20 protein-coding genes and 1 pseudogene are annotated in these 25354 nt (G+C 65.1%); 13 read left to right on the top strand and 8 right to left on the bottom strand.

Annotated elements, in window-relative coordinates:
• Nucleotides 1–34 precede the first annotated feature (34 nt).
• Both ATO9_RS03600 and ATO9_RS23815 read right to left on the bottom strand, forming a co-directional pair.
• Entirely contained in the window at nt 35–3574 is a 3540-nt protein-coding gene (locus tag ATO9_RS03600; RefSeq protein WP_043745077.1) for a calcium-binding protein, read from the bottom strand.
• A gap of 544 nt (nt 3575–4118) precedes the next feature.
• Nucleotides 4119–5013: pseudogene (locus tag ATO9_RS23815) on the bottom strand (aminotransferase class III-fold pyridoxal phosphate-dependent enzyme); the annotation flags it as partial.
• Nucleotides 5014–5474: 461 nt separating this feature from the next.
• Here ATO9_RS23815 and ATO9_RS03615 point away from each other — a divergent pair.
• The 3 genes from ATO9_RS03615 to ATO9_RS03625 are packed head-to-tail and all read left to right on the top strand — an operon-like array spanning nt 5475 to nt 7674.
• Nucleotides 5475–5762 carry an ABC transporter permease subunit gene (locus ATO9_RS03615; RefSeq protein WP_052418072.1) on the top strand — a complete coding sequence of 96 codons (288 nt, stop codon included), beginning with the start codon at nt 5475–5477 and terminating at the stop codon, nt 5760–5762.
• The gene (locus ATO9_RS03620) at nt 5762–6754 is read left to right on the top strand and encodes an ABC transporter ATP-binding protein (RefSeq protein WP_043745082.1); all 993 of its coding nucleotides are present in this window, start codon (nt 5762–5764) and stop codon (nt 6752–6754) included. Before ATO9_RS03615 ends, ATO9_RS03620 begins: the two co-directional genes overlap by 1 nt.
• Complete coding sequence (locus ATO9_RS03625) at nt 6751–7674, top strand: oligopeptide/dipeptide ABC transporter ATP-binding protein (protein ID WP_043745648.1); 924 nt, start codon at nt 6751–6753, stop codon at nt 7672–7674. Before ATO9_RS03620 ends, ATO9_RS03625 begins: the two co-directional genes overlap by 4 nt.
• 151 nt (nt 7675–7825) lie before the next feature.
• On the opposite strand, the gene ATO9_RS03630 is transcribed toward ATO9_RS03625, so the two are convergent.
• Together ATO9_RS03630 and ATO9_RS03635 are read right to left on the bottom strand one after the other, a co-directional pair.
• Nucleotides 7826–8575, bottom strand: a complete 750-nt coding sequence (locus ATO9_RS03630) for an MHYT domain-containing protein (RefSeq protein ID WP_043745085.1) — start codon at nt 8573–8575, stop codon at nt 7826–7828.
• A 358-nt stretch (nt 8576–8933) separates the two neighbouring features.
• On the bottom strand, nt 8934–10037 hold the full coding sequence (locus ATO9_RS03635; protein ID WP_043745088.1) for a cache domain-containing protein: 1104 nt from the start codon (nt 10035–10037) through the stop codon (nt 8934–8936).
• A 115-nt stretch (nt 10038–10152) separates the two neighbouring features.
• Here ATO9_RS03635 and ATO9_RS03640 point away from each other — a divergent pair, with 115 nt between their 5' ends.
• The 4 genes from ATO9_RS03640 (at nt 10153) to ATO9_RS03655 (ending at nt 15056) form a co-directional block, all read left to right on the top strand.
• Nucleotides 10153–11145, top strand: a complete 993-nt coding sequence (locus ATO9_RS03640) for a family 8 glycosyl hydrolase (RefSeq protein WP_162183054.1) — start codon at nt 10153–10155, stop codon at nt 11143–11145.
• A gap of 103 nt (nt 11146–11248) precedes the next feature.
• Nucleotides 11249–12418 carry an HlyD family secretion protein gene (locus tag ATO9_RS03645; RefSeq protein WP_043745091.1) on the top strand — a complete coding sequence of 390 codons (1170 nt, stop codon included), beginning with the start codon at nt 11249–11251 and terminating at the stop codon, nt 12416–12418.
• A 4-nt stretch (nt 12419–12422) separates the two neighbouring features.
• Complete coding sequence (locus ATO9_RS03650; RefSeq protein WP_043745094.1) at nt 12423–14408, top strand: glycosyltransferase family 2 protein; 1986 nt, start codon at nt 12423–12425, stop codon at nt 14406–14408.
• Between the two features lie 51 nt (nt 14409–14459).
• On the top strand, nt 14460–15056 hold the full coding sequence (locus ATO9_RS03655) for a hypothetical protein (protein ID WP_052418074.1): 597 nt from the start codon (nt 14460–14462) through the stop codon (nt 15054–15056).
• 12 nt (nt 15057–15068) lie between these two features.
• On the opposite strand, the gene ATO9_RS03660 is transcribed toward ATO9_RS03655, so the two are convergent.
• The 3 genes from ATO9_RS03660 to ATO9_RS03670 are packed head-to-tail and all read right to left on the bottom strand — an operon-like array spanning nt 15069 to nt 16565.
• Nucleotides 15069–15821, bottom strand: a complete 753-nt coding sequence (locus ATO9_RS03660) for a helix-turn-helix domain-containing protein (RefSeq protein ID WP_043745096.1) — start codon at nt 15819–15821, stop codon at nt 15069–15071.
• Nucleotides 15818–16207 (bottom strand): MAPEG family protein, encoded by a 390-nt coding sequence (locus ATO9_RS03665; RefSeq protein WP_043745099.1) that lies wholly within the window; start codon nt 16205–16207, stop codon nt 15818–15820. Before ATO9_RS03665 ends, ATO9_RS03660 begins: the two co-directional genes overlap by 4 nt.
• A gap of 58 nt (nt 16208–16265) precedes the next feature.
• The gene (locus ATO9_RS03670) at nt 16266–16565 is read right to left on the bottom strand and encodes a putative quinol monooxygenase (RefSeq protein WP_043745102.1); all 300 of its coding nucleotides are present in this window, start codon (nt 16563–16565) and stop codon (nt 16266–16268) included.
• 201 nt (nt 16566–16766) lie between these two features.
• On the opposite strand from ATO9_RS03670, the gene hisC reads away from it, so the two are divergent.
• From hisC to ATO9_RS03685, 3 genes are read left to right on the top strand one after another with little or no spacing between them, the layout of a single operon-like run.
• On the top strand, nt 16767–17855 hold the full coding sequence (gene hisC, locus ATO9_RS03675; RefSeq protein WP_043745105.1) for a histidinol-phosphate transaminase: 1089 nt from the start codon (nt 16767–16769) through the stop codon (nt 17853–17855).
• A complete protein-coding gene (locus ATO9_RS03680) occupies nt 17852–18772 on the top strand; it encodes a prephenate/arogenate dehydrogenase family protein (protein ID WP_043745108.1) in 921 nt (306 codons plus the stop codon). Before hisC ends, ATO9_RS03680 begins: the two co-directional genes overlap by 4 nt.
• Entirely contained in the window at nt 18769–19587 is an 819-nt protein-coding gene (locus ATO9_RS03685) for an extensin-like domain-containing protein (protein WP_043745112.1), read from the top strand. Before ATO9_RS03680 ends, ATO9_RS03685 begins: the two co-directional genes overlap by 4 nt.
• A gap of 267 nt (nt 19588–19854) precedes the next feature.
• On the opposite strand, the gene ATO9_RS03690 is transcribed toward ATO9_RS03685, so the two are convergent.
• Nucleotides 19855–20844, bottom strand: a complete 990-nt coding sequence (locus tag ATO9_RS03690) for a DUF2125 domain-containing protein (RefSeq protein ID WP_043745114.1) — start codon at nt 20842–20844, stop codon at nt 19855–19857.
• Between the two features lie 65 nt (nt 20845–20909).
• Between ATO9_RS03690 and ATO9_RS03695 the strand changes: the two genes are divergently transcribed.
• From ATO9_RS03695 to ATO9_RS03705, 3 genes are read left to right on the top strand one after another with little or no spacing between them, the layout of a single operon-like run.
• Complete coding sequence (locus tag ATO9_RS03695; RefSeq protein ID WP_043745117.1) at nt 20910–21452, top strand: gamma-glutamylcyclotransferase; 543 nt, start codon at nt 20910–20912, stop codon at nt 21450–21452.
• 53 nt (nt 21453–21505) lie between these two features.
• Nucleotides 21506–22717, top strand: a complete 1212-nt coding sequence (locus ATO9_RS03700; RefSeq protein WP_043745119.1) for a hypothetical protein — start codon at nt 21506–21508, stop codon at nt 22715–22717.
• A gap of 3 nt (nt 22718–22720) precedes the next feature.
• The gene (locus tag ATO9_RS03705) at nt 22721–25270 is read left to right on the top strand and encodes a peptidoglycan -binding protein (RefSeq protein ID WP_043745122.1); all 2550 of its coding nucleotides are present in this window, start codon (nt 22721–22723) and stop codon (nt 25268–25270) included.
• The last annotated feature ends 84 nt before the right edge of the window (nt 25271–25354 follow it).

Consider the following 25354-nt stretch of genomic DNA (forward strand, 5'->3'; position numbering starts at 1 on the left):
GGCTGCGGAGCCTCCGATACATGTATGTCCAAGATCAGAAAATCTCGATGTCACTAGCCGACACTGTGGCGTTTTGCTCGAATGTGGCGACCAGTACTTTTTCTGCTCCACCAGAACCATCGGCGTCGAACCACAACTGACCCGCGGCTTGATCGAAGATGAACCGGTCCGAGGCGTCAGCGGCGACAGTTCCTGTGACAAACGCACTTGCGCCAAGTGAGCCGGTGGTCATGCCGCCAAATTCTGAACTCTTCATCAACAGCCTGTCGCCTTCATTGGCGCTGTTTGTGTTGAAATCTATGATCCGGTCGACATTGGAGGCGCCTATTGCACGGTCAAATACGAAACTGTCCGCGCCGCCCTGTCCTTTCAGGGTGTCGCGCCCTTCGCGCCCGATAACGAAATTGTCGAAGGGGGTGCCCACGATCGTATTGTCGAGCGCGTTGCCGATCCCGTTGAAGATCGCGGGGTCGCCGTCCTTCGTGTAGACGGTCTGCATGAAGAGCTTTTCGACATGCGCCTCCATCGCGTAACTGCGGAATGCCAGTACGGTATCTATACCTTCGTCGGCAGCTTCGATGACAGTGTCACCAGGAGCCCTGACGAGGTAGCGGTCATCTCCAGTGCCGCCCTCCAGGGTGTCATTGTTCTTGCCGCCATCCAAGATGTTGTCCTCGGCGTTGCCTTTGATGTGGTTTTGAAGCCCGTTGCCGGCGCCGACCTTGGCGCTGCCGACCAATTCCACATTCTCGATATGGCGGTTGCCGGTCCGGAAGTCGACGGAGGATATCGCCGTGTCGGTGCCTGTCCAGCTGCGGCTTTCGATAATCCGGTCATCGGCGTGATCGATGCGGTAGACGTCTCCACCCTTTCCGCCATTCATGACGTCGATTCCGGCACCGCCGATCATTTCGTCCTCGCCGTCGCCTCCATAGATGGTGTCGTTACCGGCCTTGCCGTTCAGCCGGTTATTGCCTGAATTGCCGGTAAGAACGTTGTTGAGTTCGTTGCCAGTGCCGTTCAAGTCATCCGCACCGAGAAGTTCGAGATCCTCTACGAAGTCCATCAGACCGGTATTCATCAGGGCCCTGACAAGGTCATGCCCCTGGTTTTCGTACTCGATGATACGATCGCCAGCGTCTCTCCGTACGTAAGTGTCGTTACCGGTGCCGCCCATCATCGTGTCGTCACCACCCATCCCGTCCAAGATGTTGTCGAGGTAGTGACCGACAAGCTGGTTGCCGAGTGCATTCCCGACCGCAATGCGTGCGGAGCCTATAAGGCTGACATCCTCGATATGCGAGCTGCCTATCCTGAAGTCGACAGCACTGCGAACGTGATCGCGGCCAGCATGCCCCTCAACCTCGACCACGAGGTCGCCAATGTCATCGACGTGGTACGTGTCGGAACCCTCAGCGCCGGTCATGGTATCGGCGCCTTCGCCGCCATCCAGATCGTCGTCACCGCTCTGGCCGAACAATTCGTCCAGGCCTTCGCCCCCGATCATGGTGTCGTTGCCGGTGCCGCCGCGTATTGTATCGTCGCCGCGCCAGCCATGGATGGCGTCGTTGCCGCCCAACATGTCGATAACGTCGTTCGACGGTGGGGCAAAAAGGATATCCATGCCTTCGGTCGGAGCGCGCTCACCTGAGAGCTGGCGTACGCCGAAAACGATTTCGTCATCCGAAAAGACCAGCTTTTCGATATCCGTATGCAGTAAATCGGACGTCATCGGACCAGTGACCTGGGCCCCGAAACCGGTGAAAGGCGTCGTCAAGTCAGGGTCGAATCCAAATTGCACATCGCTGATGACGAAATCTGCAATTGGCCCATCATACACAACTGTATCAAAGCCAACGCCCCCGATGACGTAGTCATTGCCCGTACCGGGGCTCATCAAGTCGTCCCCGTCGCGCCCGAGGAGAAGGTCGTCGTCCGCCCCGCCGATCAGGACATCCCCTTTGGAACTGCCGCGAAGTGTGTCGTTGCCCTCGTCACCGCGAAGATCATGACCAAAAGCGCTGAAGCCAACACCTTTTGCATCAAGAATGTCATTGCCGAAGCCCCCCTCCATACGGCTGACTTCTTCGGCTTCGATCGTGTCGTCGCCACTGCCACCGAGTAGGTAGTTTGCCCCGACACCTCCATAGATTTCATCGTTTCCGCTGTCACCCTTGACCAGGTCATCGCCGGGGCCGCCGAACAATGTGTCGTCGCCATCGCGACCGCGCACGGTGTCGTTGTCGGACAAACCCGATATCAAGTTGCCATCGGGATCACCGCGCAAGTAGTCGCGGGACTGACTACCAATGATGTGTCCAAGGTCATCAGGGGTGTCGCTTTCGATACCACCGGTCATGTCCCTCAGTACCTCGAGGATTCCCCCGAAGGCGGATTGCACCTCGAACGGCTCGCGCCACAGCTCCACGCCGAGACGGTTGACGGTTTCGTAGTAACCAATCGACTGCAAGGCGTTCAGGATATCATCAATGTCGTCGGGCCATCGCAGACTTAGGTTGGGGTCGCCCGGCTCCAGCGGATTTTCGATGCCATCAATACCTGGGATGCTGCTTTCGTACTTGGCGATGTGGTCGACAATAACTGCGTTATATGTCCCGTTGCCGAGATCCTGAACCAGCGTGTAGTTTTGGTCTATGTGGATCGGCGGGGCAAAGATGGGAATCTGCAGGTTCTCGGCCAGAGCGATCTCAGGGTCGCGATAGGTCGAAAATTGGATCGGACTCAGGCTGTTGGCATCAGGTCGCACGCCGTAATATGTGTAGGAGAAATGAACCTCATCGGCGACGTTGTCGCCGTTCATATCCATGTAAACGGGCCCGTCCAGGTCTTCGGAATTGACACTTTCCGAGTACACCTCGTGATCATAGACGCTGGGGCCAATGCCTCGGATGTTGTTAACCGCTTTTTCAAGCGGCGCGATCGCATCCTGGAGAACCGAGGTCAGCTGGGTAGAACCGAGGGTTTCCTGTTCAAAACGTGCGGCGACTTGGAACCGTAGCTCCAAAGCGTGATTGATCGCCAGCACCATTGAGGCGTTCAATTCCAGCTTCTCGTTCGCTTCGGTTCCAGGGATATCCAGAACTTCGTTCGCTATAGCCGAAATTCGGCCCAGCAGTCGGCTGGATTCGTCAACATAACCCTGGAAATAGCCGTCGAGCTGATCTGGCGCGACATAGCCAGTCTCTCCCGGCTCTGCGTAAGGGTCGAAACTCGCCAACCGCTCTCGTTCGCGCGACACGTCGGACAAGAGTTGCGCCATCTCGACACCGACCAGCAGGTCGGTTTGCTCTTCGATCATCTGCTTGAGTTCGGCGCCAAGGACATCGATCTGTGAACTGATCTCATCGACAGCAACCAGCAATTGGTCGAGCTTCTGGTTTATCTCTTGATTTGCAGCGTCCGTGCCACCGCCGAACAGCACATTGAAGAAATCTTCAGGACTGTCGATCTCTCCGTTGGCGAAGCCTTGGATCAGCCCGTTTGCGATACTTGCCGCTTGGAAAATTGACGAGCCTACAGTCAGGTAGCCACTGACCGTGTCCAAAGTCCCCATGGAAATGTCCTTTCAAATGCATGCGCTGGACGGGCGACAAAATGTGAGCGAGCGCCGGTCCTTGCGTAAGCAATAGCGAACCACGCGGGTAATTGATGGGTCAAGAAAACAATTTTGAATTAGTAGTTGATTTCTTGGTTTTAGGTTTCTTGTCGAACGGTAGACTGAAATAACTTACCCGCGATATGGATCGCATGCAGACGGCGCGATCGTTACATCGCTGGACGACCAGTCTTCGTCATAGTGAAGTATACAGGCCGTTCGTTGCCTTTCTGGAACTTCATGGTTGGGGACATTGACTGCATGTGCGGAGTGATCGGAGGGCTGGAATTCGGCCTCGAAAAGCACCCTGATCGAAAATGTGACACATGTCCGAGTATTTTCGGTTCGAAGCAAAAAGGGACGTCGTTTCTTGTTGCTCCAAACAGCCTGCGGCAACCCGCCGGGGCAGTGCCGCCACAAGCCTCGGTCAGGCTGCTAGGTCCGGAAGGGAACGGTCATGTTCGGAAAGGGCAGCCCGGACGCCTTGACAGATATCGTCACCGACTACGCCCAGGGCGAGGTCTAGCGTATCGGCAATCTGGTCGATTTCGTCTTCGGTGACGGTCAGGGCAGGGGACAGGCAGATCGTGTTGTTCAGCCCCGGCAGCGACCGGTTCGTCATCCCCACCAACACGCCCCGCGCAACGCATTCGGCAAAGACCTGGGCGAACAGCCTTGCGGCTAGCGGTTCCTTGGTCGTGCGGTCTGCCACCAGATGCAGCTTCTGGAACAGGCCCTTGCCGCGCACGTCACCGATGATGGCGAGCCTGTCCTTCAGCCGCTTCATCAGATGCTCTCCCATCCGGGTGCAATTGCCCAGCAGGTCCTCGTCCTCGATGATGCGCAGGTTTTCCAGAGCGGTGGCGGGCCCGGCGGTGCACCCCCCGAAAGCCGAGATGCAGCAGGATATCGTACTTGCGCCAGATCTCCTGCACGCGGGGCCATTAGCCTTCGGGCGGGGCGATGACGCCGCCACCCGTAGTGATCGGTCCAAGGCAGAGCGCGCCGACCGTGTCCGGCCCCTCGCGCAGGATGACCTCTTCGATGGCGTCGGCGGCGCGTTCGCCATAATTTTCCACATCTCATTGGGCCCGGTATTCCAAGTAATGCAGCACCTCGACGAAACCGGGGGCGAGGGGGCCGTATTGCGCGACCCGCTCCGGCTGGCCGCCGATCGAGCTGCCGTGGTAATCGCGTTCGCGGCACAGGAACTTGGTCTTCTTGCCACCATACTTCTTATGGGCAATCTGGCGAACGATCTTGAACGCCTTCTCGTTCGCCTCGGACCCGGAGTTGGTGTAGTCGAAGCCGCCCGGCACGGCGTCGAGGAATTTGCGTCCTGCCTGGTCCCAAACCTTCAGGCCCTTGCCCTCCAGGATTGCGCAGGGGGCGTCGATATCAAAGGCCTATTGCTGTACCACGGCATGCCAAACATCGGCGCGGTCCGCGCTCACGACGCATCCCATGAAACCCATCCTCGCCAGGCCCCCTCGATCTACATCGCGCTTTGTTCGCGGTTGGCACGGGCCTCCATGCTCGACGTGTTTGGAGCCGATGACATCCGTATCGCGCACCAGGGGCTGTCGGGACGGCAGGTCACCTATCGCCACGGCCTGCGCAACGGGCAGATCCCCGTGGTCACCAAGCTGGGCCTGCAGATGGTCAGCTTCTGGCCGGTGCCGTGCTGGTTGAGACGGTGTTCAACTGGCACGGCGTTGGCCGGGAGGCCTTTGGAGCCATTCTGCGCCGCGACGACCCGGAGTTGCTAGCGATCCTCTGACTTTCGGTGGTGGTCGGCATCCTGATTGGCTCCTGCGCAGGCTATTTCGGCGGCTAGGTCGATGTCGCGCTGCTGAAGGTGACCGAGTTCTTCCAGATCCTGCCCGCCCTGCCGCCGCTGATCGTTGCCGCCGGCCTGGCCATCGGTGGCGCGATCCTGTTCGAGGCGGGCCTCGCCTTCCTCGGCCTTGGCGATCCCAACGAGATGAGCTGGGGCCTGATCATCGGCGAGAACCGCAACTACCTGCGCGATGCCTGGTGGACGGTGACGCTGCCCGGCATTGCGATCTTCCTCACCGTGCTGGGCATTTCGCTGGTCGGCGATGGCATCAACGACGCCCTCAACCCCAAACTTTGGAGACGCTGATGGACCCCATCCTTTCTGTCCGTGACCTCTGCGTCGACGTGGGTACCGGGATCCAGGTCCACCGGGTTCTTGACGGCGTGTCCCTCGACCTCTTTCCCGGCAAGACATTGGGCGTGGTCGGTGAATCCGGTTGCGGCAAGTCGATGACCGCGCTGGCCACGATGGGACTGCTGCCCGACCGGTTTTCGGTCGCGTCCGGCTCCATCCAACTGGCGGGCGAAGAGATGACGACGATCAAGCCCGCCCGGCTGCGGCAATTGCGCGGCAACATGATCTCTATGATCTTCCAGGAGCTGATGACCTCGCTCAACCCGCTGCTGACGGTGGAACGCCAGATTGCCGAGGTGGTCGAACCGCACCAGCACAAGACCAAGGCCCGCGAGATCGCGCTGGAGATGCTGCGCGCTATCCCGATCCCGTCGCCGGAGGACCGTCTGGCCGCTTATCCCCATGAATTATTGGGCAGAATGCGGCAGCGGGTGATGATCGCCATCGCTCTGGCCTGCCGCCCCAAGGTCATCATCGCGGACGAACCGACCACCGCGCTCGACGTGACGGTGCAGGCTCAGATCTTCCGCCTGTTGCGAGACCTGCAGATGGATACAGAAACCGCGATCATGCTGATCACCCATGACCTTGGCGCGGTGGCAGAAATGGCGGACGAGGTCGCGGTGTTCTGCGCCGGCAAGTCGATCGAAAGCGGCCCGGTGGGCGATATCCTCGACCGGCCGGCCCACCCCTATACCCGTGGCCTGATGTCCCGCACCCCGCGGCTGAAACTGGGCGCGGCGGCGCGTCTGCCCGATGCCGGGTCGCTGGGCGAAATCCCCGGCATGGTGCCGCCGCTGGGCCGGTTCCCCAAGGCCTGCCGCTTTGCGCCGCGCTGCGCGCTGGCGGATGAACGCTGCCGGTCCGAAGACCCGCCGCGGCTGCCCGTCGGCACCGCTCAAACCGCCCTTTGCTGGTACGCGAAAGAGGAGGCCCTGGCATGAGTCTCGTTGATGTTCAGGACCTCAAGGTCCATTTTCCGCTGGCCTCGGGCGACGTGGTCAAGGCCGTCGATGGCGTGACCTTCCGAGTCGAGGCCGGGTCGAGCTTTGGGATCGTCGGCGAAAGCGGGTCGGGAAAATCGACGACCGCGCAGGCGCTCATGCGGTTGGTGGACCCGGTCGCGGGGTCCATGTCTTTGGGCCCACACAGCCTGTCGGGGCTAGAGGGCGAACCGCTGCGCAAGGCACACAAGGACATCCAGACGGTGTTCCAGGATCCCTTCTCCTCGCTGAACCCGCGACTGCGGGCAGGGCGTGCGGTGCGGGAACCGCTGGACCTGATGGATTTCGGCACCAAGGCCGAGCGCGAGGCCCGCGTGGACGAGATGTTCGAAGCCGTGGGCCTGCATCCCGATGCCAAGCGGCTATTCCCGCACCAGTTCTCGGGCGGGCAACGACAGCGGCTGTGCATTGCGTGGGCCATGGTGACCGAACCGCGGCTTGTCGTCTGTGACGAACCCGTCCCTGCGCTCGACGTGGCGATCCAGGCGCAGATCCTGAACCTTTTGAAAGGGCTGCAGAAAACCAAGAACCTGACCTATATCTTCATCTCTCACGACCTCGCCGTGGTGCAGAATATCTGCACCCATGTCGCGGTGATGTACCTGGGCGAGTTCGTGGAAACCGGCCCGGTGGAAGAGATCTTTTCGGGCGCCCAGCATCCCTACACCTGGTCGCTGATGGCTGCGGCCCTGTCGCCGGATGATCGGGACCAGGGGCGCGAGAGGTTCACCGTGGAAGGAGAGCCGCCATCGCCCATCAACCCGCCGCCCGGATGCCGTTTCGCGGGGCGCTGTCCCTTCGCCCAGGACAAGTGCCGGACCGAGAGACCGGTTCTGTCCAAGGTAACGAACGGGCACTAGGTGGCCTGCCACTTTGCCGGGGACCTGAACCCGCCGATCCCGGAGCTAGCCGCCATGGCCTGACGCTAAAAGGCCCGCCATTGGCGGGCCTTTGTTTTTGGTGGGATCGCGTTAGCCTATTGATTTCAATGAGATTTCTGCGTTTTTATGCTCAGGCCACCAGCGTGTCATCGCCCTGCAGACGGCCGGTGGCGAGGGCGCGGCGGTGGTTGAACGTGCCGATCATCGTGGCCGCGAAAACGCTGAGTGCGACGATGGCGACCATGATCGACAGGGTCACGCCGCCGATGCCGGTTTCGCCCATGTCGAACATGTTCAGGGACACGCTGGCCATGGCGATGAAATGCAGGCTGCAGACACCGGCGATGATGCCCGCGGCCTTGCCCAGAAGACCCTTGGAATCGGTGTCGACGCGGGTCAGCGCGAAGCTGAAACAGAGGATCGAGATCACGATTCCTGCCGTCAGAACAAGGGGGTTATAGGTGGGCAGGCAGTTTTCGACCGCGGTCATCCCGGTGAGGTGCATGCCGGCCACGCCGAGGGCGGTGAAGGCGCCGAGGCCCATGCGTTCCAGGCGGTCGCGGAAAATCTCGCTCGCGGCGATGGGCAGGCCCACGAAAACGATGCCGACGAGGATGGAAATCGACGTCAATTCAAGGTCATAGGTGAGGGCGGCGTCGGGGCGGTAGCCGATCATGGCGACGAAATGGGTGGTCCAGACACCGACCCCGGCGACAAGCGCGATCCAGGCGGCGCCGAACAGGCGCTGGCGGGTGGTCGCGGTGGCGCTGTTTCGCATCAGCAGCACGAGGGTCATGGCCATTACCGTACAGACGGCGGCGGCGGCCAGAATGAAGTTGGCGCGGGTCTCCAGGACACCTTGAAGAAGCAATCCGATCATCGTGGTAAGTGCCTATTTTATTTGTTTTTTATCCTATGCGCGTCGGGGGAGACGCGCCGCTGCTCATTGATTGCTTCGTGCCTGAAATACCTGAAAATATCTACAGGGCCGCTAGGTCAATATATGCAGTATTTGCATTGTATGTTTCATTTTTGCCGCGCTTGCACATTGCTTTGACGCAGCGCAGCGAGAGATCGGGTTAACGCCCCGAACGGGACGTCGGTATCACGTCGGTATTGCGTCGGTATCCGGTCGGTGCGGTCGCGCATCGCTGGCACGACCGTCACAGGGGCAACGGACAGGTCACGACAGGGGACGGACACGTCACGGCTGGGGCAGGGGCAGGGGCAGGCGCCTGTCAGTCGGGGATGCGCGATTGCAGGCGGCTGAGCGATTGCGACAGGAGGGAGCTTTCGCGGGAGGACGAGAATTCCTCCGGGTAGACGTCGTGATCTTCGGCCATGGCGCGGGAGGTTTCGGCGAGCCGCTCGAACGGGTCGAGGAAATGCCGCGCGAAGACCAGGGTGAAGACCAGCAGCAGGGCCATGAGGCTGACCAGGCTCATGAACAGGGTCATCGGCAGGGACCGTCCGTCGAAGACCATGACAGCGGCGGGCATCCGCACGATCAGCGACCAGTTCAGCGGCGGCATCGAGTCAGTCCCGAAATTGGGCACGATGGCAAGGATTTCGCGATCGCCAGCAGGGCTTTCCGAGGGGATCACCTGGGTCCGGTTCAGTTGCAACCGGTCAATCGTCGTCTCGGCAAGCGGCGACGCGCCCTGACCAAGCCGTTGCACCAGGATGGTGCCTTCGCGGTTCAGGACGAAGGCATCGAGGCGCAATTCCTCGGCCGTGGATTTCAGATAGCCGTCCAGCCAGGGCATGCGGAGGTTGTAGGCGAAGACGCCGATGACCTCTCCGTCCTCGTTGGTAACGGGGGTCGAGAGGTTCAGCAGTTCTTCGATCTGGTAATTCGATCCGGGGCGCGGCTTCGAGGCACGGTAGACGTTGCCGATGGACCCGCCTTGCAGGCCCTCGCGGAACCAGCGGCGTTCGCCGACCTGGTCACCCTGGCGGGTGCCGTTGGACCCGACGACGATGGTGCCGCTGCGATTGGCGAAACCGGCCCAGGCGATCCGGCCCCCGGCGCCCAGCACCGCATCGGCAAATTCGCGCATGTCGTCGAGATTGCCGGAACCCGCGGCATTGGCCACGGCCTGAAGACTGTCCCATTCCCGTTCGATGGCGCGCGACATCGCAACCTCGAGCGCGAGGGCGCCGCGCAGGGCGTTTTCGGCCTGAACCTCGGCCTGGAACGTGCGGCCGTAGCGGGCCATGGGGCCGAGAATGACCAGCACCGCGACAATCCCGAAAATCAGGGTGGCGCCGACAAAGGCGTTATGCAGCCGTGGCGGGCGCGGCAGCGTCGGGATGATGGTATTGGTGTCGCTCTGTGCCATTCTAGCCTAAGCCCTAACTTTGTCGTGTCTGCGAGTCACTTCTTGATCTGAGATGGTTAACGCTATGCTAAGAAGATGGCCGAAAGATGCAATTTTAGAAATGTTTGAGGGGAATTTGAGGCTTCCGCGACGTCAAGTTCTGGCCGGTTGCGGCGCTTTCCTGGCGACGGGTCTCAGCGCCGGCGACGCGCGGGGGTGGCAGGTCTGGAAGGATGCGTTTCTGCGGCCCGACGGGCGCGTGGTGGACGATCTTCAGGACGCCGCCAGCCATTCCGAGGGCCAGGGATACGGCATGGTGCTGGCCCAGGCCGAAGGAGACCGGGCCGCTTTCGCGCGGATGGAGACCTGGGCCGCGCAGGTCCTGGCAGTGCGCGATGATGGCCTGATGTCCTGGCGCTGGCGGCCGGGGCAGGCGGCACCCGATCCGCAGACCGCCACCGATGGCGATCTGTTTCGGGCCTGGGCGCTGTGGCGCGCGGTGCATCAATCGGGCTGGACCGAATTCGCGGGCCGGGGAGAGGCGATCGTGGCGGGGCTGGTGTCGCACTGCCTGGCGGTCGATCCGCGCACCGAGGACGAACCGTTGCTGACCCCCGCCGCCGACAGCCCTCGCGGCGCGCCGGGGGTGCTGTTCAACCCGTCCTACATCATGTCCCGGGCGCTGCGCGAACTGGGGCAGGCCCATGGCGCCCCCATGCTGATCCGCGCGGCGGATCACGGAGAGACGGTTCTGGCCGAACTCAGCGCGGAGGGGCTGGTGCCCGACTGGACGCTGGTGACGCCAGACGGGTTCCGCCCCTCGCCGCGGCATTCGGCGCTGCACGGGTACGATGCGGCGCGGGTCGCGCTGTACCTGATCTGGTCGGGGCGTGGCGACCATCCGGCCGTGGCACGCAGCGCGGTGCTTTACGATCAGGCCGGGCCGGTGCCGGTGGTGGCGACATCCGACGGCATTGTTCAGGAGGTCAGCGACTATGCGGGGTTCCGGGCCCTGCGGGCGCTGGTGCGCTGCATTCCCCTGCCCGGGGCGATGCCGAGCCAGCCCTATTACCCCGCCACCCTGGGCCGGTTGGCGGCAATTGCCCGACGCGAAGGGGGCTGCGCCTGACGGCAATTTTTTGCTGCTTTCCGCCAAGTTGCCTCAAGTTTGCCCTATACTATGGTTAATCACTTCCTTCGGATGTTTGTTGTCCCGTGAAGGAGACGTAGGTTTGCGGTATTTGCGCCTTTTGCTTGGAGCGGTCGTCATTGTTGGCGCGCTCTATCTTATTGTCGTGGAACAGATGGCCGGGGCCAGCAGCAACGCGGTCGTCAATGCGCCCGTGGTGACGCTGCGCAGCCCGATTGCCGGGCAGCTGGACCTGTCGCCGCTGGCCCTGGGCGCCGTAGTGACGCGGGACGAACCGCTGGCCGAGATCCGCGACAATCAGGCTGACCGGGTGCGGCTGAACGACCTGCTGATGGAACGCGACCTCGCCCTGGCGGAGTTGAACCGTCTGCGCACGGTGCGCGACCGGCGCAGCAACCATTTCGGCGAGGTCTCGGGTCTGGCACGGGCCTACCGCGAGGCGCGCTGGCGGGAACTGGCCGCGATGTCGGGGGAGGCAACGTCTGGCGAGGTGCCGGCCTTCGAAAGCGACAAGGTCGTGCCGAGCGAGGGCCTGGACCGGATCGAGGAGGCCGCGCAACCGCTGCAGGTCGACCCGGAACCGCCGCGTCGCGGGGCGGGGTCGGCCCCGTCCGAGAGCCAGTCGGTACAGCAATTCCGCCGCGACGAGGTCGAAAAGGGCACCTACCTGGACGGGTCGGCGAACCCGGTCTGGTCCTACCAGATGCGGAGCCTCGAGGCGTCGCTGGCACTGGGCGTGTCGGATGCGGAGCTGAAGGAGGCCCTGGCGCGGGTTACGGCCTACGAGGCACGGATCGAACGGGAACGGGAGCGGGTGAACCTGCTGGCCGGGGCGAACGTGTCGACCCCCGTGCATGGCGTGCTGTGGGAACGGCTGGTGGCCGACGGGGTGGTGCTTCAGCGGGGCGATCCGATGCTGCGCATCGCCAATTGCGAAGCGGTCCTGGTGACGCTGTCGGTGACGGAAAACGTCTACAACACGCTACAGACCGGCGATGCGGCGACGTTCCGCTTCAACGGGTCGAGCCAGACGATGCAGGGCACGGTGGCGCGGCTGGCCGGGTCGGGCGCGGCGACGGTCTATCGCGAACTGGCCGTGGCGCCGTCGCAGAAGCACCTGGAACGCTACGACGTGACCCTGCTGGTGCCCGAGCTGCGGGACACGCCCGAAGAGGGCTGCCCGATCGGGCGCACCGGGCGCGTGTTCTTCGACGACCGGCCGCTGAACTTCCTGCGCGATCTGTGGAACTGAGCCCTTGCCGCCGTTGTACCTAAGCGAAGCGGGGTCGAGCGTCCTGCACCTGCTGCCGGTTCTGGGCGCGGCGCTGATCCTGCCCGGCCTGGTCAATCCGCGCAGCGGGGTGCAGAGGACGGCGCTGTTCGTCATCGCCATGGCACTGTCGCTGCGCTACCTGTGGTGGCGCGCGACGGAGACCATCGCGCCGCTGGGCCTGACCGTCGACTGGGCGGCGAGCTGGTCTCTCTTCGCGATGGAGTTCCTGGCGATGATCGGGTCCTTCAGCGCCTTCATCATCATGATGCGCTACCGCGACCGCGGAGAGGAGGCGACGCGCAATGCCGGGTGGTGGGGCAGCCGGGCAGAGCCGCATGTGGTGCTGATGATCGCCACCTACAACGAAGAGCTGGAGGTGCTGGAACGCACGATCATCGGGGCCAAGGCGCTGCGCCACAAGAGCAAGGAGATCCTGGTTCTGGATGATGGCCGGCGCGACTGGTTGCAGGATTTCTGCGCCGCTCAGGGCGTGGGATACATGCGCCGGCCGGACAACCTGGATGCCAAGGCCGGCAATATCAACCACGCGCTGGCGCGGCTGTCGGAACGCACCGTGCCGCCCGATTTCGTGGCCGTTCTGGATGCGGATTTCGTGCCGCACAGGGGGTTCATCTCGCGTTCGCTGGCGCTGTTTCACGACCCGTCGGTCGGTCTGGTGCAGACGCCGCAGCATTTCTTCAACGCCGACCCGATCCAGCACAACCTCGGGATCAGCGAAACCTACCCGGACGAGCAGCGCTTCTTCTTCGACCACATGCAGCCGTCGCGGGACGGCTGGGGGATCGCCTTCTGCTGCGGCACGTCCTCGGTCATCCGGTTCAGCGCGCTGAAGGATATCGGCGGCTTCCCCCGCGAAAGCGTGACCGAGGATTTCATGCTGACCCTGGCGCTTCAGAACGGGGGCTGGCGGACCGTCTACCTGAACGAGGCCCTGACCGAGGGGCTGGCCCCGGAAGGCCTGAAGGAATACGTGACCCAGCGGGCGCGCTGGTGTCTCGGCCTGATGCAGATCGCCCGGTCCAGCCTGGGCCCGCTGCGCCGCAACGGGCTGCGCCTGCGCGACCGGTGGAGCGTGCTGGATTCGGTCTTTTACTGGCTGACGACCTTTCCCTTCCGGCTGGCGGCGGTGATCTATCCGCTGCTCTACTGGTTCTTCAACATCACCGTGGTGGATGCGCGCCTGCCCGACGTGATCAGCTATTTCGGCACCTATTACCTGTGGACGCTGCTGGTGCTGAACCTGCTGTCGCGGGGCACCGTGGTGCCGCTGCTGAACGATGTGAGCCAGCTGATCGGCGCATGGCCGATCACCCGCGCGGCGGTCACGGGGCTGTTGTGGCCCAACGGCCACCCGTTCAGCGTGACGGCAAAGGGCGGCGACCGCAGCAAGGTCGTGGTGCAATGGCGAATGATGCGGTTCTTCGGCAGCCTGCTGGCACTGACCCTGATAGGGCTCGTGCTGGGGCTGGTCTTCGACCGGTTCGCGTTCAACGATGCGGGCGACGGCAAATGGGTGATCCTGTTCTGGACCATCTACAACCTGTTCGTGCTGATCATCTGCAGCGTCGCCTGCGTGGAGCTGCCGCGCCGCGAACGCCACGTGGCCGACCGGCCCGAGAGGGTGAGCTTTGCCGCCGCGGGCAAGGACCGGCCGGTCTGGCTGGCCAGCCTGACCATGGACAGCGCCCGGCTGCGTGGCCATCGCTACGAGATCGGCACCGAGGGCGTGGTGACGCTGGACGAGGTCGGACCCGTCCGCGCCGAAGTGAAATCGCAGACCGAGGACGGCGTGCGCCTGGCGCTGCGCCCGGATCTGGACCAGCGCGAGGCGCTGATGCTGAGGCTGCATGCGACGGACAACACGCCGGGGATCGTCGCGGTGCGCCTGTCCGAAATGGTGTCGGATATCGCCCGGCGTTTTTCCTTCCATTCGGGGTCGGGGCATTGACCTCTGGCGCCGTGGCCCGATGCTGGGCCCATGACATCTAAGGAGCGTTCCATGCCGATCCGATCCCGTGCGACCCTGCTGTCCGCCATGACGCTGGCCGGTGCCGTGGCCCTTGGCCCGGCGGGTGAGGCGCGCGCCGATGGCATGTTCGCCCAGCTGGACGTGGCACCGGGCGACGTCACCGCGGTGCTGAGCGCGCAGCGCGGGCGGCTGAGTTATGGCACGGTCTACAGCGATTACGGCAACGGGGCGGACCTGAACTTCCAGCTGTCCTACGCCTTTGCCCTGGGGGACCCGAACGCGCCGGTGACGCTGCGTGTCGGGCCTGCGGTGCAATATGAGGGGCTGAAGACCTGGAAGGCCGGGGCGCGGATCGTGGCGGAACATTACCGGCCCACCGAGTTCGGCAACATCTTCCTGCTGGGGGAATATTCCACCATCGACAACGCCTATTTCGCGCTGGCCTCGGTCGGGTTGCGCGATGCGGGGCTGGCGGTCGAGCTGACCCACCAGGGCGACGACGACGGGTTCCGCGAAACCGCCCTGGCCCTGTCGGTGCCGCTGGAAGGCACGGATGTGGCGCTGCGGGCGGGCTACAAGTTCCGCGCGAAGGAGGTCTTCGTCGGGGTCAGCTGGAATACGTTCTGAGCTGGGGGGCAGCTAGGTGCGAAAGCTGTCGCGGTAGTCCGACGGGGTCTGGCCGGTGATCTCGCGAAACGCCGCGTTGAAGGCCGATAGCGAGGCATAGCCGGTGCCAAGCGCGATATCGGTGATGCTGCGATCCGGGTCGGCCAGCCATTCGATGGCGCGGATCACCCGCATCCGGCGCAGGTTGGCGCGCCAGGTCATGCCCGTCTCGGCCAGGATGTGACGGGCGAGGGTGCGCTGGGTCACGGCCAGGTCTTCGGCCAGGGCGGCGAAGGAGGGCTGGCTGTCCAGCTGCGCCTCCGTCCGGTCCAGCGCGCGGCGCACCAGGTCGGACCGCCCCGCCGGGCGCTGCGCCGGCGACGGGGTTTCGGCCAGCCGCCAGACGACCTTGCGAAGCGTGTCGAACAGTGCCTGTTCATGGGCGTCCGTGGGGCCGTCGGTGCAATGCCGCAGCTCCTCCAGCAGGGCGCGGGCGAGGGGGGACATGTCGAAGACCGACAGGTCGGCGGCGGGGGCCGGGCCATGGGTTGCATCGAAGAGCACCGAAAGTGCCGTGACCGGCCGGGGCAGCCAGAAGGTGATCGGCCGTGTCGCGGCGATCAGGGCGGCGCGGGCGGGCGGCAGGCTCCAGACCCGGCCGCCATCGTCGAGGCGCAGCACCCCGTCGCGGGCATAGAGCAGGTAATGCCGGTCGGGGCAGAAATCGATCGGCCCGCCCGCCGGGAAATCGCCGTGGACCACCTGGGCGGGCGGGGCCTGGGTCATGGCAGCGCGGCGGCCCAGCCGACAAGGGCGACGCCCAGCATCGCAACGAGCCAGATCAACGTGCGCACCTTGGGCACACCCTGCGCGTAGAGCGGCAGGTAGATCGCCCGCGCGGCGAGGTAGATCCAGCCGCCCGCGATCACCCGCCAGTCGGCGACACCCTGGATCATGCAGGCCAGCAACAGCGCGGCGAAGAACGGGAAGGTTTCCAGGAAGTTGGTCTGGGCGCGTTGCAGCCGCCCGACGATGGGCGGCAGGTCGGGGGCCGGTTCGTCCCGCGCGCCGGCATTCCAGTCGGTGCCGCGGATGCGGGTTTCGACCATGATCGCGGCGATGATATGGGCCAGGCCCAGCAAGCAGGCGAGGACGAGGATCAGGGTGGTCATGGGCGCTCCTTACGCGTGGCGGGGTCATGGGGGAGTTTAGCCCCCCTCGGCGCCGGGTCTAGCCGTTGACGGTGGCGTCTTGCTGCGCGGTCAGGCGAAGCGATACGGGCGGGCCCGACATCAGCGCGCGCAGGGCGCCGCCCATTTCCGCGAAAAGGTCGGATGCGAGGTAGGCGTCGAACCCCGCCTTGTCGGTCCAGCGGTGCAGGATCAGCACTCGGGTCGGGTCCTCGGCATCGGTGAGGGCACGGTAATCGAGGTTGCCGGCCATGGCGCGGGCAGCGGCGGCATCGCGTTGCAGGATCGCGGTGGCGGCGGCGGAATCGGTGACTGGGAAATCGACGAGGGCGACGTACATGGGCGGGGTCCTTTCGCGGGCGGCGGTTGTGCTGTCACCCTGTCCGCAAGGGGCTCTGTCTGTCCTGCGCCGGAGGGACAAAGACGCGCTGTTGCCGGACAAACGCAATAACCCGCGATCAAAGGCCGCGCGGGCAAAGGACGTCTGGCCTTGGCCCGCGGGTCTGGTTAGAACCGCGCGGTAACCTAGTTTGGAAGTACGATGAGCGATCGGATCGAACCCCAGCCCCGGATCATGGAGATCAAGCTCTACAAGGGCGGCGCCTCCAAGATCGACGGGATCAACGACGTGGTGAAACTGTCGTCGAACGAAAACCCCTATGGCCCGGGGGAGGGCGCGCGCGAGGCCTATCTGCGCGCCGGTCACGATCTGCATCGCTATCCGCCCACCGACCATTCCGGCCTGCGCCAGGCGCTGGCGCAGGAATACGCGCTGGACCCGGACCGCATCATCTGTGGCGTCGGCTCGGACGAGATCCTGACCCTGCTGGCCCAGGCCTTTGCCGGGCCCGGCGACGAGGTGATCTACACCGAGCATGGCTTCACGCTCTACCCGATCATCGCCAATATCGTGGGCGCGACCCCGGTCAAGGTGCAGGAACACGAACGGGTCGTCGATGTCGATGCGATCCTGGCGGCCTGCAACGACAAGACACGGCTGGTCTATGTTGCCAATCCCAACAACCCGACCGGCACGATGATCGGCGCCAACGAGGTCGCGCGCCTGGCCGACAGCCTGCCGCCGCAGGCGATCCTGGTGCTGGACGGCGCCTATGCGGAATATGTCGAGGGCTATGATGGCGGGGCCGCGCTGGTCGAGGCGCGGCAGAACGTGGTGATGACCCGGACCCTGTCCAAGATCTACGGCCTGGGCGGTCTGCGCATCGGCTGGGGCTATGGCCCAGCGGCGATCGTGGACGTGCTGAACCGAGTGCGCCAGCCCTTCAACCTGTCCAACACCCAGCTGATGGTGGCCGAGGCCGCGGTGAAGGACACTGCCCACGTCATCAAGTCGCGCGAGAACAACACCCGCCTGCGCGCCTGGCTGGCCGAGGCGTTGGCGGAACATGGCGTGCCCTCGGACACGTCCTGCGCCAATTTCATCCTCGCCCGTTTCGGCAGCGAGGACGAGGCCGCCGCCTGCGACGCCTACCTGAAATCCCAGGGGCTGATCGTGCGGCTGGTGTCGGATTACGGGCTGGGCCGCTGCCTGCGGATCACCGTCGGCGACGAAAGCGCGTGCCGCCGCGTCGCCCATGCGATCGGCCAGTTCAAGGGCGGTGCGCGATGAGCCAGGTCTATGATCGCGTCGCCCTGATCGGCCTGGGCCTGATCGCGTCGTCCATGTACTGGGCGATGAAACGCGCCGGGCTGGCAGGCGAAGTCACCGGCTATGCCCGGTCCGAGGCGACCCGGGACACGGCCCGCCGCATTGGTTTGTGCGACCGGGTGTGCGACAGCGTCACCGAGGCGGTGGAGGGCGCGGATCTTGTCGTGCTCTGCGTGCCGGTGGGGGCCATGGGGGCAGTTGCCGCGGAGATGGCCCCGGCGCTGAAACCGGGCGCGACCGTGTCGGATGTGGGATCGGTCAAGCGCGACGTGATCTCGACCGTGGCGCCGCATATCCCCGAGGGCGTGCATTTCATCCCCGCCCACCCGCTGGCCGGGACCGAGCATTCCGGCCCGGAATCCGGGTTTGCGGAACTGTTCGCCAACCGCTGGTTGCTGATCGTGCCGACCGAAGGATCGGACCCCGAGGCCGTCGCGCGGCTGCGCGCGCTTTGGGAAGGCATGGGCGCCAATGTCGAGGAAATGGACCCCGATCACCACGACCTGGTGCTGGCCGTCACCTCGCATACGCCGCACCTGATCGCCTACACGATGGTCGGCGTGGCCGATGACCTGCGGCGCGTCACCGACAGCGAGGTCATCAAGTATTCCGCCGCCGGGTTCCGGGATTTCACCCGGATCGCGGCCTCGGACCCGACGATGTGGCGCGACGTCTTCCTGACCAACAAGGACGCGACGCTGGAGATCCTCGGCCGGTTCACCGAAGAGCTGTTCGCCCTGCAACGGGCAATCCGCACCGGCGATGGCGACCTGCTGCACGATTACTTCACCCGCACCCGTGCCATCCGGCGCGGCATCATCGAGGCGGGTCAGGATACGGATGCCCCGGATTTCGGCCGGGTCAAGGGCACCCGGTGAAGCGGGCGGGGCTGATCCTGCTGTGCCTGGCGCTGGCCGGGCCGTCGCTGGCCCGCCCGCCCGAGACCTCGCTTCGGCCCGTGGCGCGGGGGCAGGTGACCGGCAATGGCGTGGTCCTGGATGCCGAGGCGCTGACCCGTCCGCGCCCGCCCCGCACTGCCAGCCCCGAGACGCTGGGCGTGAAGCCCGAGGCCGAGCCGCGCAAGAAATTCCGCCTGTTCGGCGCGCTGCGCCCCAAGCAGCGGACCCGCGAGGTCGAAGAGACCGGGCGCGCCCGCGCGGCGCTGCGCCGCAAGGGGGCGGTCTGCGGTGACCTGGATATCCAGGGCGTGTCCATCGGACCCGTGGGCGGCCCTGGCGGCTGCGGCGTGTCGGATGCGGTGCGCATCTCCTCGGTCACGGGGGTCGGGTTGTCGACCCATGCGGTGATGGATTGCACCACGGCCAAGTCGTTGAAACGCTGGGTGGAAACCGGGATGAAGCCGGCCGTGAAGCGGCGTGGCGGCGGGGTGTCCGAGCTGCGGGTCGTGGCCCATTACGCCTGCCGCACGCGCAACAGCCAGAAGGGCGCGAAGCTGTCGGAACACGCCAAGGGACACGCGATCGACATTGCGGGGTTCACCTTGCGCGACGGGTCCGAGATCTCGGTCCTGACGGGGTGGAACACGAAGAAGGATGGCGGCGTGCTGCGCCAGATGCACCGCTCGGCCTGCGGTCCGTTCGGTACGGTGCTGGGCCCGGATGCGAACCGGTTTCACCGGGATCACTTCCATTTCGACACCGCGCGGTATCGGTCCGGGTCTTATTGTCGGTAGGGGGTGGGTCACGGCTTGCTGACGTAACCTGTATCGGTGACGTCGTGCTCTGGACCTTTGTTTGACCCCGCGCGAACCGGCGTAGTTTCCGCTAGACACGCCCGCCATATCTCACCGCCCGGCGGCAACACCGGGCAGCGCCGACCCGCCCCACAGGGCGGCGCTTTTGCGCCCCCCTCGGGTCGGTCGCTGCCCTCAGTTCGGAGGGTCGCGCGTTGTGAAACAGAACGGGGCGGGGCGTTTGGAAAGGTCGTTCCGAACTCACCCTCACCGCAACCGGAATACCGGGGCGGGGCCGAGCGGGATGAAACCGATGAAGACCTGTCCGTTCTTCAGCTCGAGCGTGGCGTCGATGGAATTGGGGTTGCCCTTCATCCCCGCCAGCATGCCGAGCGCACGTTCCGTGGCGGTCGCTGCGTTTTCCGGGACTGCGCCGGAATTGACGGCGACCCGCAGCATGTCGCGCCAGTTCTCGGCCTGGATGTTCACGGTGCCGGTGCCCAGCCCCTGGGCGTCGACCTCGATCTCGCCGGCCGCGCGGAACTCCATCACGCCCCAGATCGCGCGCATGTCCGACAGGTCGATGCGGGTGGGCTGGGGGCGCGCGACCTCCAGAGCAGAGATATCCCACGGCTTGTCGAAGCTGACCGTCGCATCGAGCGAGGCGACCTCGATCACCTCGGGCAGGGCCTCCTGCCCGGCGAGGCGTTGCAGCACCGGCGCGGGGGGCGACAGGTCGAACGCCTCGACCCCGTAGCGATAGGTGGTGTCGCCGGTGCGTTCCGCGGCCAGGCGCAATTCGCGCAGCGCCGCGTCCTGCGCCCCGGTGATGCGCAGGTGGTCGCCGTGCAGCACCGCGTTCTCCAGCTCCAGCGCGGTGTTGGGCCGCAGGCGGAGCGAGGCGCGCAGGTCTTCGCTTTGCACACCGAATTTCTCGTAGGGGGTCGATACCTGCATCTCTTGCGGGGCGACGGCGATGACATGGGTCGGGCGGTAGGACAGGGCCAGCACCTGGAAGAACGGCATATCCACGGCGACGCCGGTCTGCGGATCGGCCAGGGTCAGCCCCTCCCAGCTGGCATCGAAGCGGTTGGGAAAGCCCTGTAGCGAGAAATCGGTATAATCGGCGACCCAGCCTTCGGCGCGGCGCGCCTCGAACCAGGCCTCGAAGCCTGATTTCGCGCCGGTTGCGCCCACGAACCAGTAGCCGGACCAGAGACCGGCGGCGATCAGGATCACAATCAACAGACGTTTCACAACCGCCCCTTTTTTCTTGGCGCATCAGGGTGTTTATAGGGCGTTGCGACAGGAGGACCAGCAAAATGGCAACGTGGGTATTCGGCTACGGCTCTTTGATCTGGAACCCGGAATTCGACCCGGCGGATCGGTGCATCGCGACGCTGAAGGGCTATCACCGGTCGTTCTGCATGTCCTCGATCCACCATCGCGGCAGCGTCGAGGTGCCGGGCCTTGTGCTGGCACTGGACGCCGCACCGCAGGCTGAGTGCCGCGGCGTGGCGCTGCAGATCCCCGATGCGGGCGAGGCGGCGATCCTGGAACGGCTGCGCGAACGCGAGCTTGTCTCCTCGGCCTATGTGGAACAGACCGTGACGCTGGCTCTGGATGACGGGCGCGAGGTGCAGGCGCTGGCCTACGTGATCGACCCCGACCACGTGCAATATTGCGCGCACCTCACACTGGAGGACCAGGCCCGGATCATCGCGGGCGCCACCGGGGGCAAGGGGCCGAACCGTGACTACCTGTGGCAGACCGCCGATCACCTGGCGCAACTGGGCATCGCCGATGACGAGTTGACGCAATTGTCCTCACTGGTCAGGGAGATTGTGGATAATCGCTTGGCTTAAAAGGTTAAAGCGCCTAGTTTGAGGGCAGTAGAACAGTGTCGGGAGCTGTCCATATGGACCAGCCGGACCGCGAGGCCGAGCCGCAATTTTCGCAACCCGTCCGCCAGATCATCCTGATGCTGATCGCATTGGGGCTGGCGGTGACCGCGGGGTTTTTCGCCGCGCCATCGGTGTTGCCGATCTTCGAGGCCAACCCCTATCTGAACGGTCTGATCGCCTTCGTCTTCGTGGTGGGCGTGCTGGCCTGTTTCTGGCAGGTCGCACAGCTGGTCGCCTCTGTCCGCTGGATCGAGGCCTTCACCAACGGCACGCTCGAGGAAGAGGGACGCCGGGCGCCGCAATTGCTGGCGCCGCTGGCCACGCTGCTGCGGTCGCGCAACAAGCGGATGCACCTGTCGTCATCGTCGACCTCGTCGATCCTCGATTCCGTCGCGACCCGCGTGGAAGAAGCGCGGGAGATGACCCGCTACCTGGTCAACCTGCTGATTTTCCTTGGCCTTCTGGGCACGTTCTACGGTCTGGCCACGACCGTTCCGGCGGTGGTAGACACGATCCGCAGCCTCGCCCCCCAGGAAGGGGAGCAGAGCCTGGATGTCTTCAACCGCCTGATGAAGGGGCTGGAAAGCCAGCTGGGCGGCATGGGCGTGGCCTTCGGATCGTCGCTGCTGGGCCTGACCGGGTCGCTGATCGTCGGCCTGCTGGAGCTGTTCGCGGGCCATGGCCAGAACCGGTTCTACCGCGAGCTCGAGGAATGGCTGTCCACGATCACCCGCGTCGGCCTGTCCTCGGTCGAGGGCGAGGGCGGCACCGATACGCAGGTCTTGTCGGCGGTTGTCGATACGATGAACGAACAGATCGAGGCGCTGCAGAATATCTTCACCCAGTCCGATTACAGCCGCGCGCTGGTCGACGAAAAGATCGGCCACCTGGCCGACAGTGTCGAACGGCTGACCCACCGGCTGGGCGAACAGGGGCCGCTGCATGACACGCTGCTGCGCGTCGCGCAGGGGCAGGAGGCGCTGATCCACGAGATGCAGCGCTCTGGCGGGTCGGCGGAAGGCATGGACCCCGAAAGCCGGATGCGCCTGCGGTCCATCGACGTGCAGATGCTGCGTATCCTCGAAGAAATTTCGGCCGGGCGGCAGGAAACCATGGCCGAGCTGCGCACCGATATCGCGGCGCTCAGCCGGGTGATCTCGGGCGCGCAGCGGGGCGGGCGCCCGACCTCGGCCAATCCGCGCAACTCCCAGGAGCAGGAGGGCTGATCCATGGCCCTGTCACGCAGATCCGGCAACCGTTTCCAGGGCTCCATCTGGCCCGGCTACGTGGACGCGGTGACGGGGCTGCTGATGGTCCTGACCTTCGTGCTGACGATCTTCATGGTGGTGCAGTTCGTCCTGCGCGAGACGATCACCGGGCAGGAAAGCGAGCTGGATCAGCTGTCGTCCGAAGTGGCGGCGCTGTCGCAGGCGCTTGGCCTGGCGCGCGACCGCAACACGCAGCTTGAGACGCAGCTGGGCACCGCCAACCGCACCCTGGCGGAGGCCGAGGCGGAAATCGACGAGCAATCGGCGCTGATCGCCTCGCTGACCCAGGCGCGCGCCGATCAGGACGTCGCGCTCGAGGCCGCCCGCGCCCGGATCACCAGTTTCGAATCCCAGGTCGCATCGCTGCTGTCCCAGCGGGACGCGGCGCGCGGGACCGTTTCCGAGTTGCAGGCGGAGCGCGAGGAATTGCTGTCGGACCAGGAGGCGCTGCAACTGGCGTTGAGCCAGGCGCGGGACGAAATCGACGCCTCGGCCGAGGAAGCCCGGCTGGCCGCCGCCCGCCGCGAGGCGCTTGAGGCGATGATTGCCGACCTGGAACAACAGGCGGCCGAGAACGCGGATACGCGCGGCGCGCTGGCCGGCCGGGTCGACGACCTGGAAACCGAGCTGAGCGAAGAGGAACAGGCCCGCATCGCGGAGGCCGCCGCGGCAGAGGCCCTGCGCGAGCGCCTGAAGAACGCAGAGACAGAGCTGACCGCCATGACCATGGCGTTGGAGGCCGAACGCAAGCGGGCCGAGGACACGCTGACCATGCTGGCCGCGGCGCAGGAGGCTTCGGACGATCTGGATGCGCGGCTGGCGGCGGCGCTGCTGAACCTCGATGAAACCGAAGCGGCGCTGGACCAGCGCACCGCCGATCTGGACCAGACCCGCGACCGCCTGGCCGAGGTCGAGGAGGGGCGTCAGGTCACCTTCGGGCAGCTCTCGCGGCTGGAACAGGAACTGGCCGCGGCGCTGAACGATGTCGAGGATCGCGACGCGCGGCTGGCGGAATTGTCGGCGCGGCTGGGGGTGCTGGAACGTGCGCTGGCGACAGCGGAAAGCGACCGCGACGCGCTGCAGACGCAGCTGGCCGACGAGACCGGGGCGCTGAACGATCAACTGGCCCAGGAACGCCTGGCCCGGCAAGCCGCCGAGGATCGCGCGACCCGTGCGCAGGACCTGGCCAGCGCCACCCGGGAGGAACTGGAGGCCGAGATCGCCACCCTGCGCGCACAGGCCGCCGAGGACCAGCAGGCCCTGCAATCGGAGCTCGACCTGGCGCGCGCCCGGCTGGGCGAACAGGTGTCTGAGCTGGACGCGGTAGAACTGCGGATCGTCGCGCTGGAATCCGCGCTGGCCCGGGCCAATTCGGAAACCGAGGGGCTGCGCGACAGGCTGGCCGGGGCGCTGGAAAGCCAGGACCAGGCCGAGGCGCTGCGCCAGGACAAGGCGTCGCTGGAACAGGCGCTGGACGCGGCGCAGGCCGATGTCGAAACCGCCTCGAACCAGATCGGCACGCTGGAACAGCGCATCGCCACGCTGGAGGCGCTGGTCGAACGCACCACGGCTGACCGCGATGCCGCCGCCGCCCGGTCCGAGGAAGAGATCGCCAGCCTGCGCCAACGCCTGGCCGAGGCCGTGGCCGCCGAAAAGGCCGCCCAGGCCCAGATCGCCGACCGGGACGAGGTGCGCCGTCAGCTGGCCGCAGCACTTGCCGCGAAACTCGCCGCCGAACAGGAGCTGGAAGAGACCCTGACCGAGGCCGAACAGCGCGCCGCCCTGCTGCGCCAGGCCCGGCAGGAGCTGGACGAGGAACAGGCCGCCTCGAGCGAAAGCGCCCGCCGCACCGCCCTGCTAAACCAGCAGGTGGCGCAGATGCGTACGCAGCTGGCCAGCCTTCAGGCGCTCCTGGACGATTACAAGGATCGCGATGCGGCCAACCAGGTGCAGATCCAGTCGCTGGGGTCCGACCTGAACGCCGCGCTGGCCCAGAAAGCCGCCGAGGAACGCCGCCGGCGGGAGCTGGAAGAGGCGGAACGCAAGCGGCTCGAGAAGTACAAGTCCGAGTTCTTCGGCCAGCTTCGCGACGTCTTTGCCGGGCAGGAAGGCGTGCAGATCGTGGGCGACCGCTTCGTCTTCTCCTCCGAGGTGCTGTTCGCGCCGGGCAAGGCCAACCTTTCGGAAGGCGGACGTCGTCAGATCGCCGGGATCGCGCAAACGCTGCGGTCGCTGGCCGACGAGATCCCCGACAATATCGACTGGGTGCTGCGCGTCGACGGCCACACCGACAACGTGCCGCTGTCGGGTGCGGCGGAGTTCGCGGATAACTGGGAACTCAGCCAGGCCCGCGCCCTGTCGGTCGTGCGTTACATGGAAGATTTCCTGGGCTTCCCGCCGGAACGCCTGTCGGCCAACGGGTTCGGGCAATACCAGCCGATCGCCGAGGGCGATTCCTCCGAGGCCCGCGCCCGCAACCGCCGGATCGAGCTGAAGTTTACGGAGCGGTGAGGGGCCGTTCGTCGGGCCGCGACTGGCCTTTGGGTGCAAGAGACGCGTCCTGCACGCTTGGAGGCGACGCCACCCTCTAACTGA

Origin of the sequence: Pseudooceanicola atlanticus (assembly GCF_000768315.1) — a bacterium.
Classification (GTDB): domain Bacteria; phylum Pseudomonadota; class Alphaproteobacteria; order Rhodobacterales; family Rhodobacteraceae; genus Pseudooceanicola; species Pseudooceanicola atlanticus.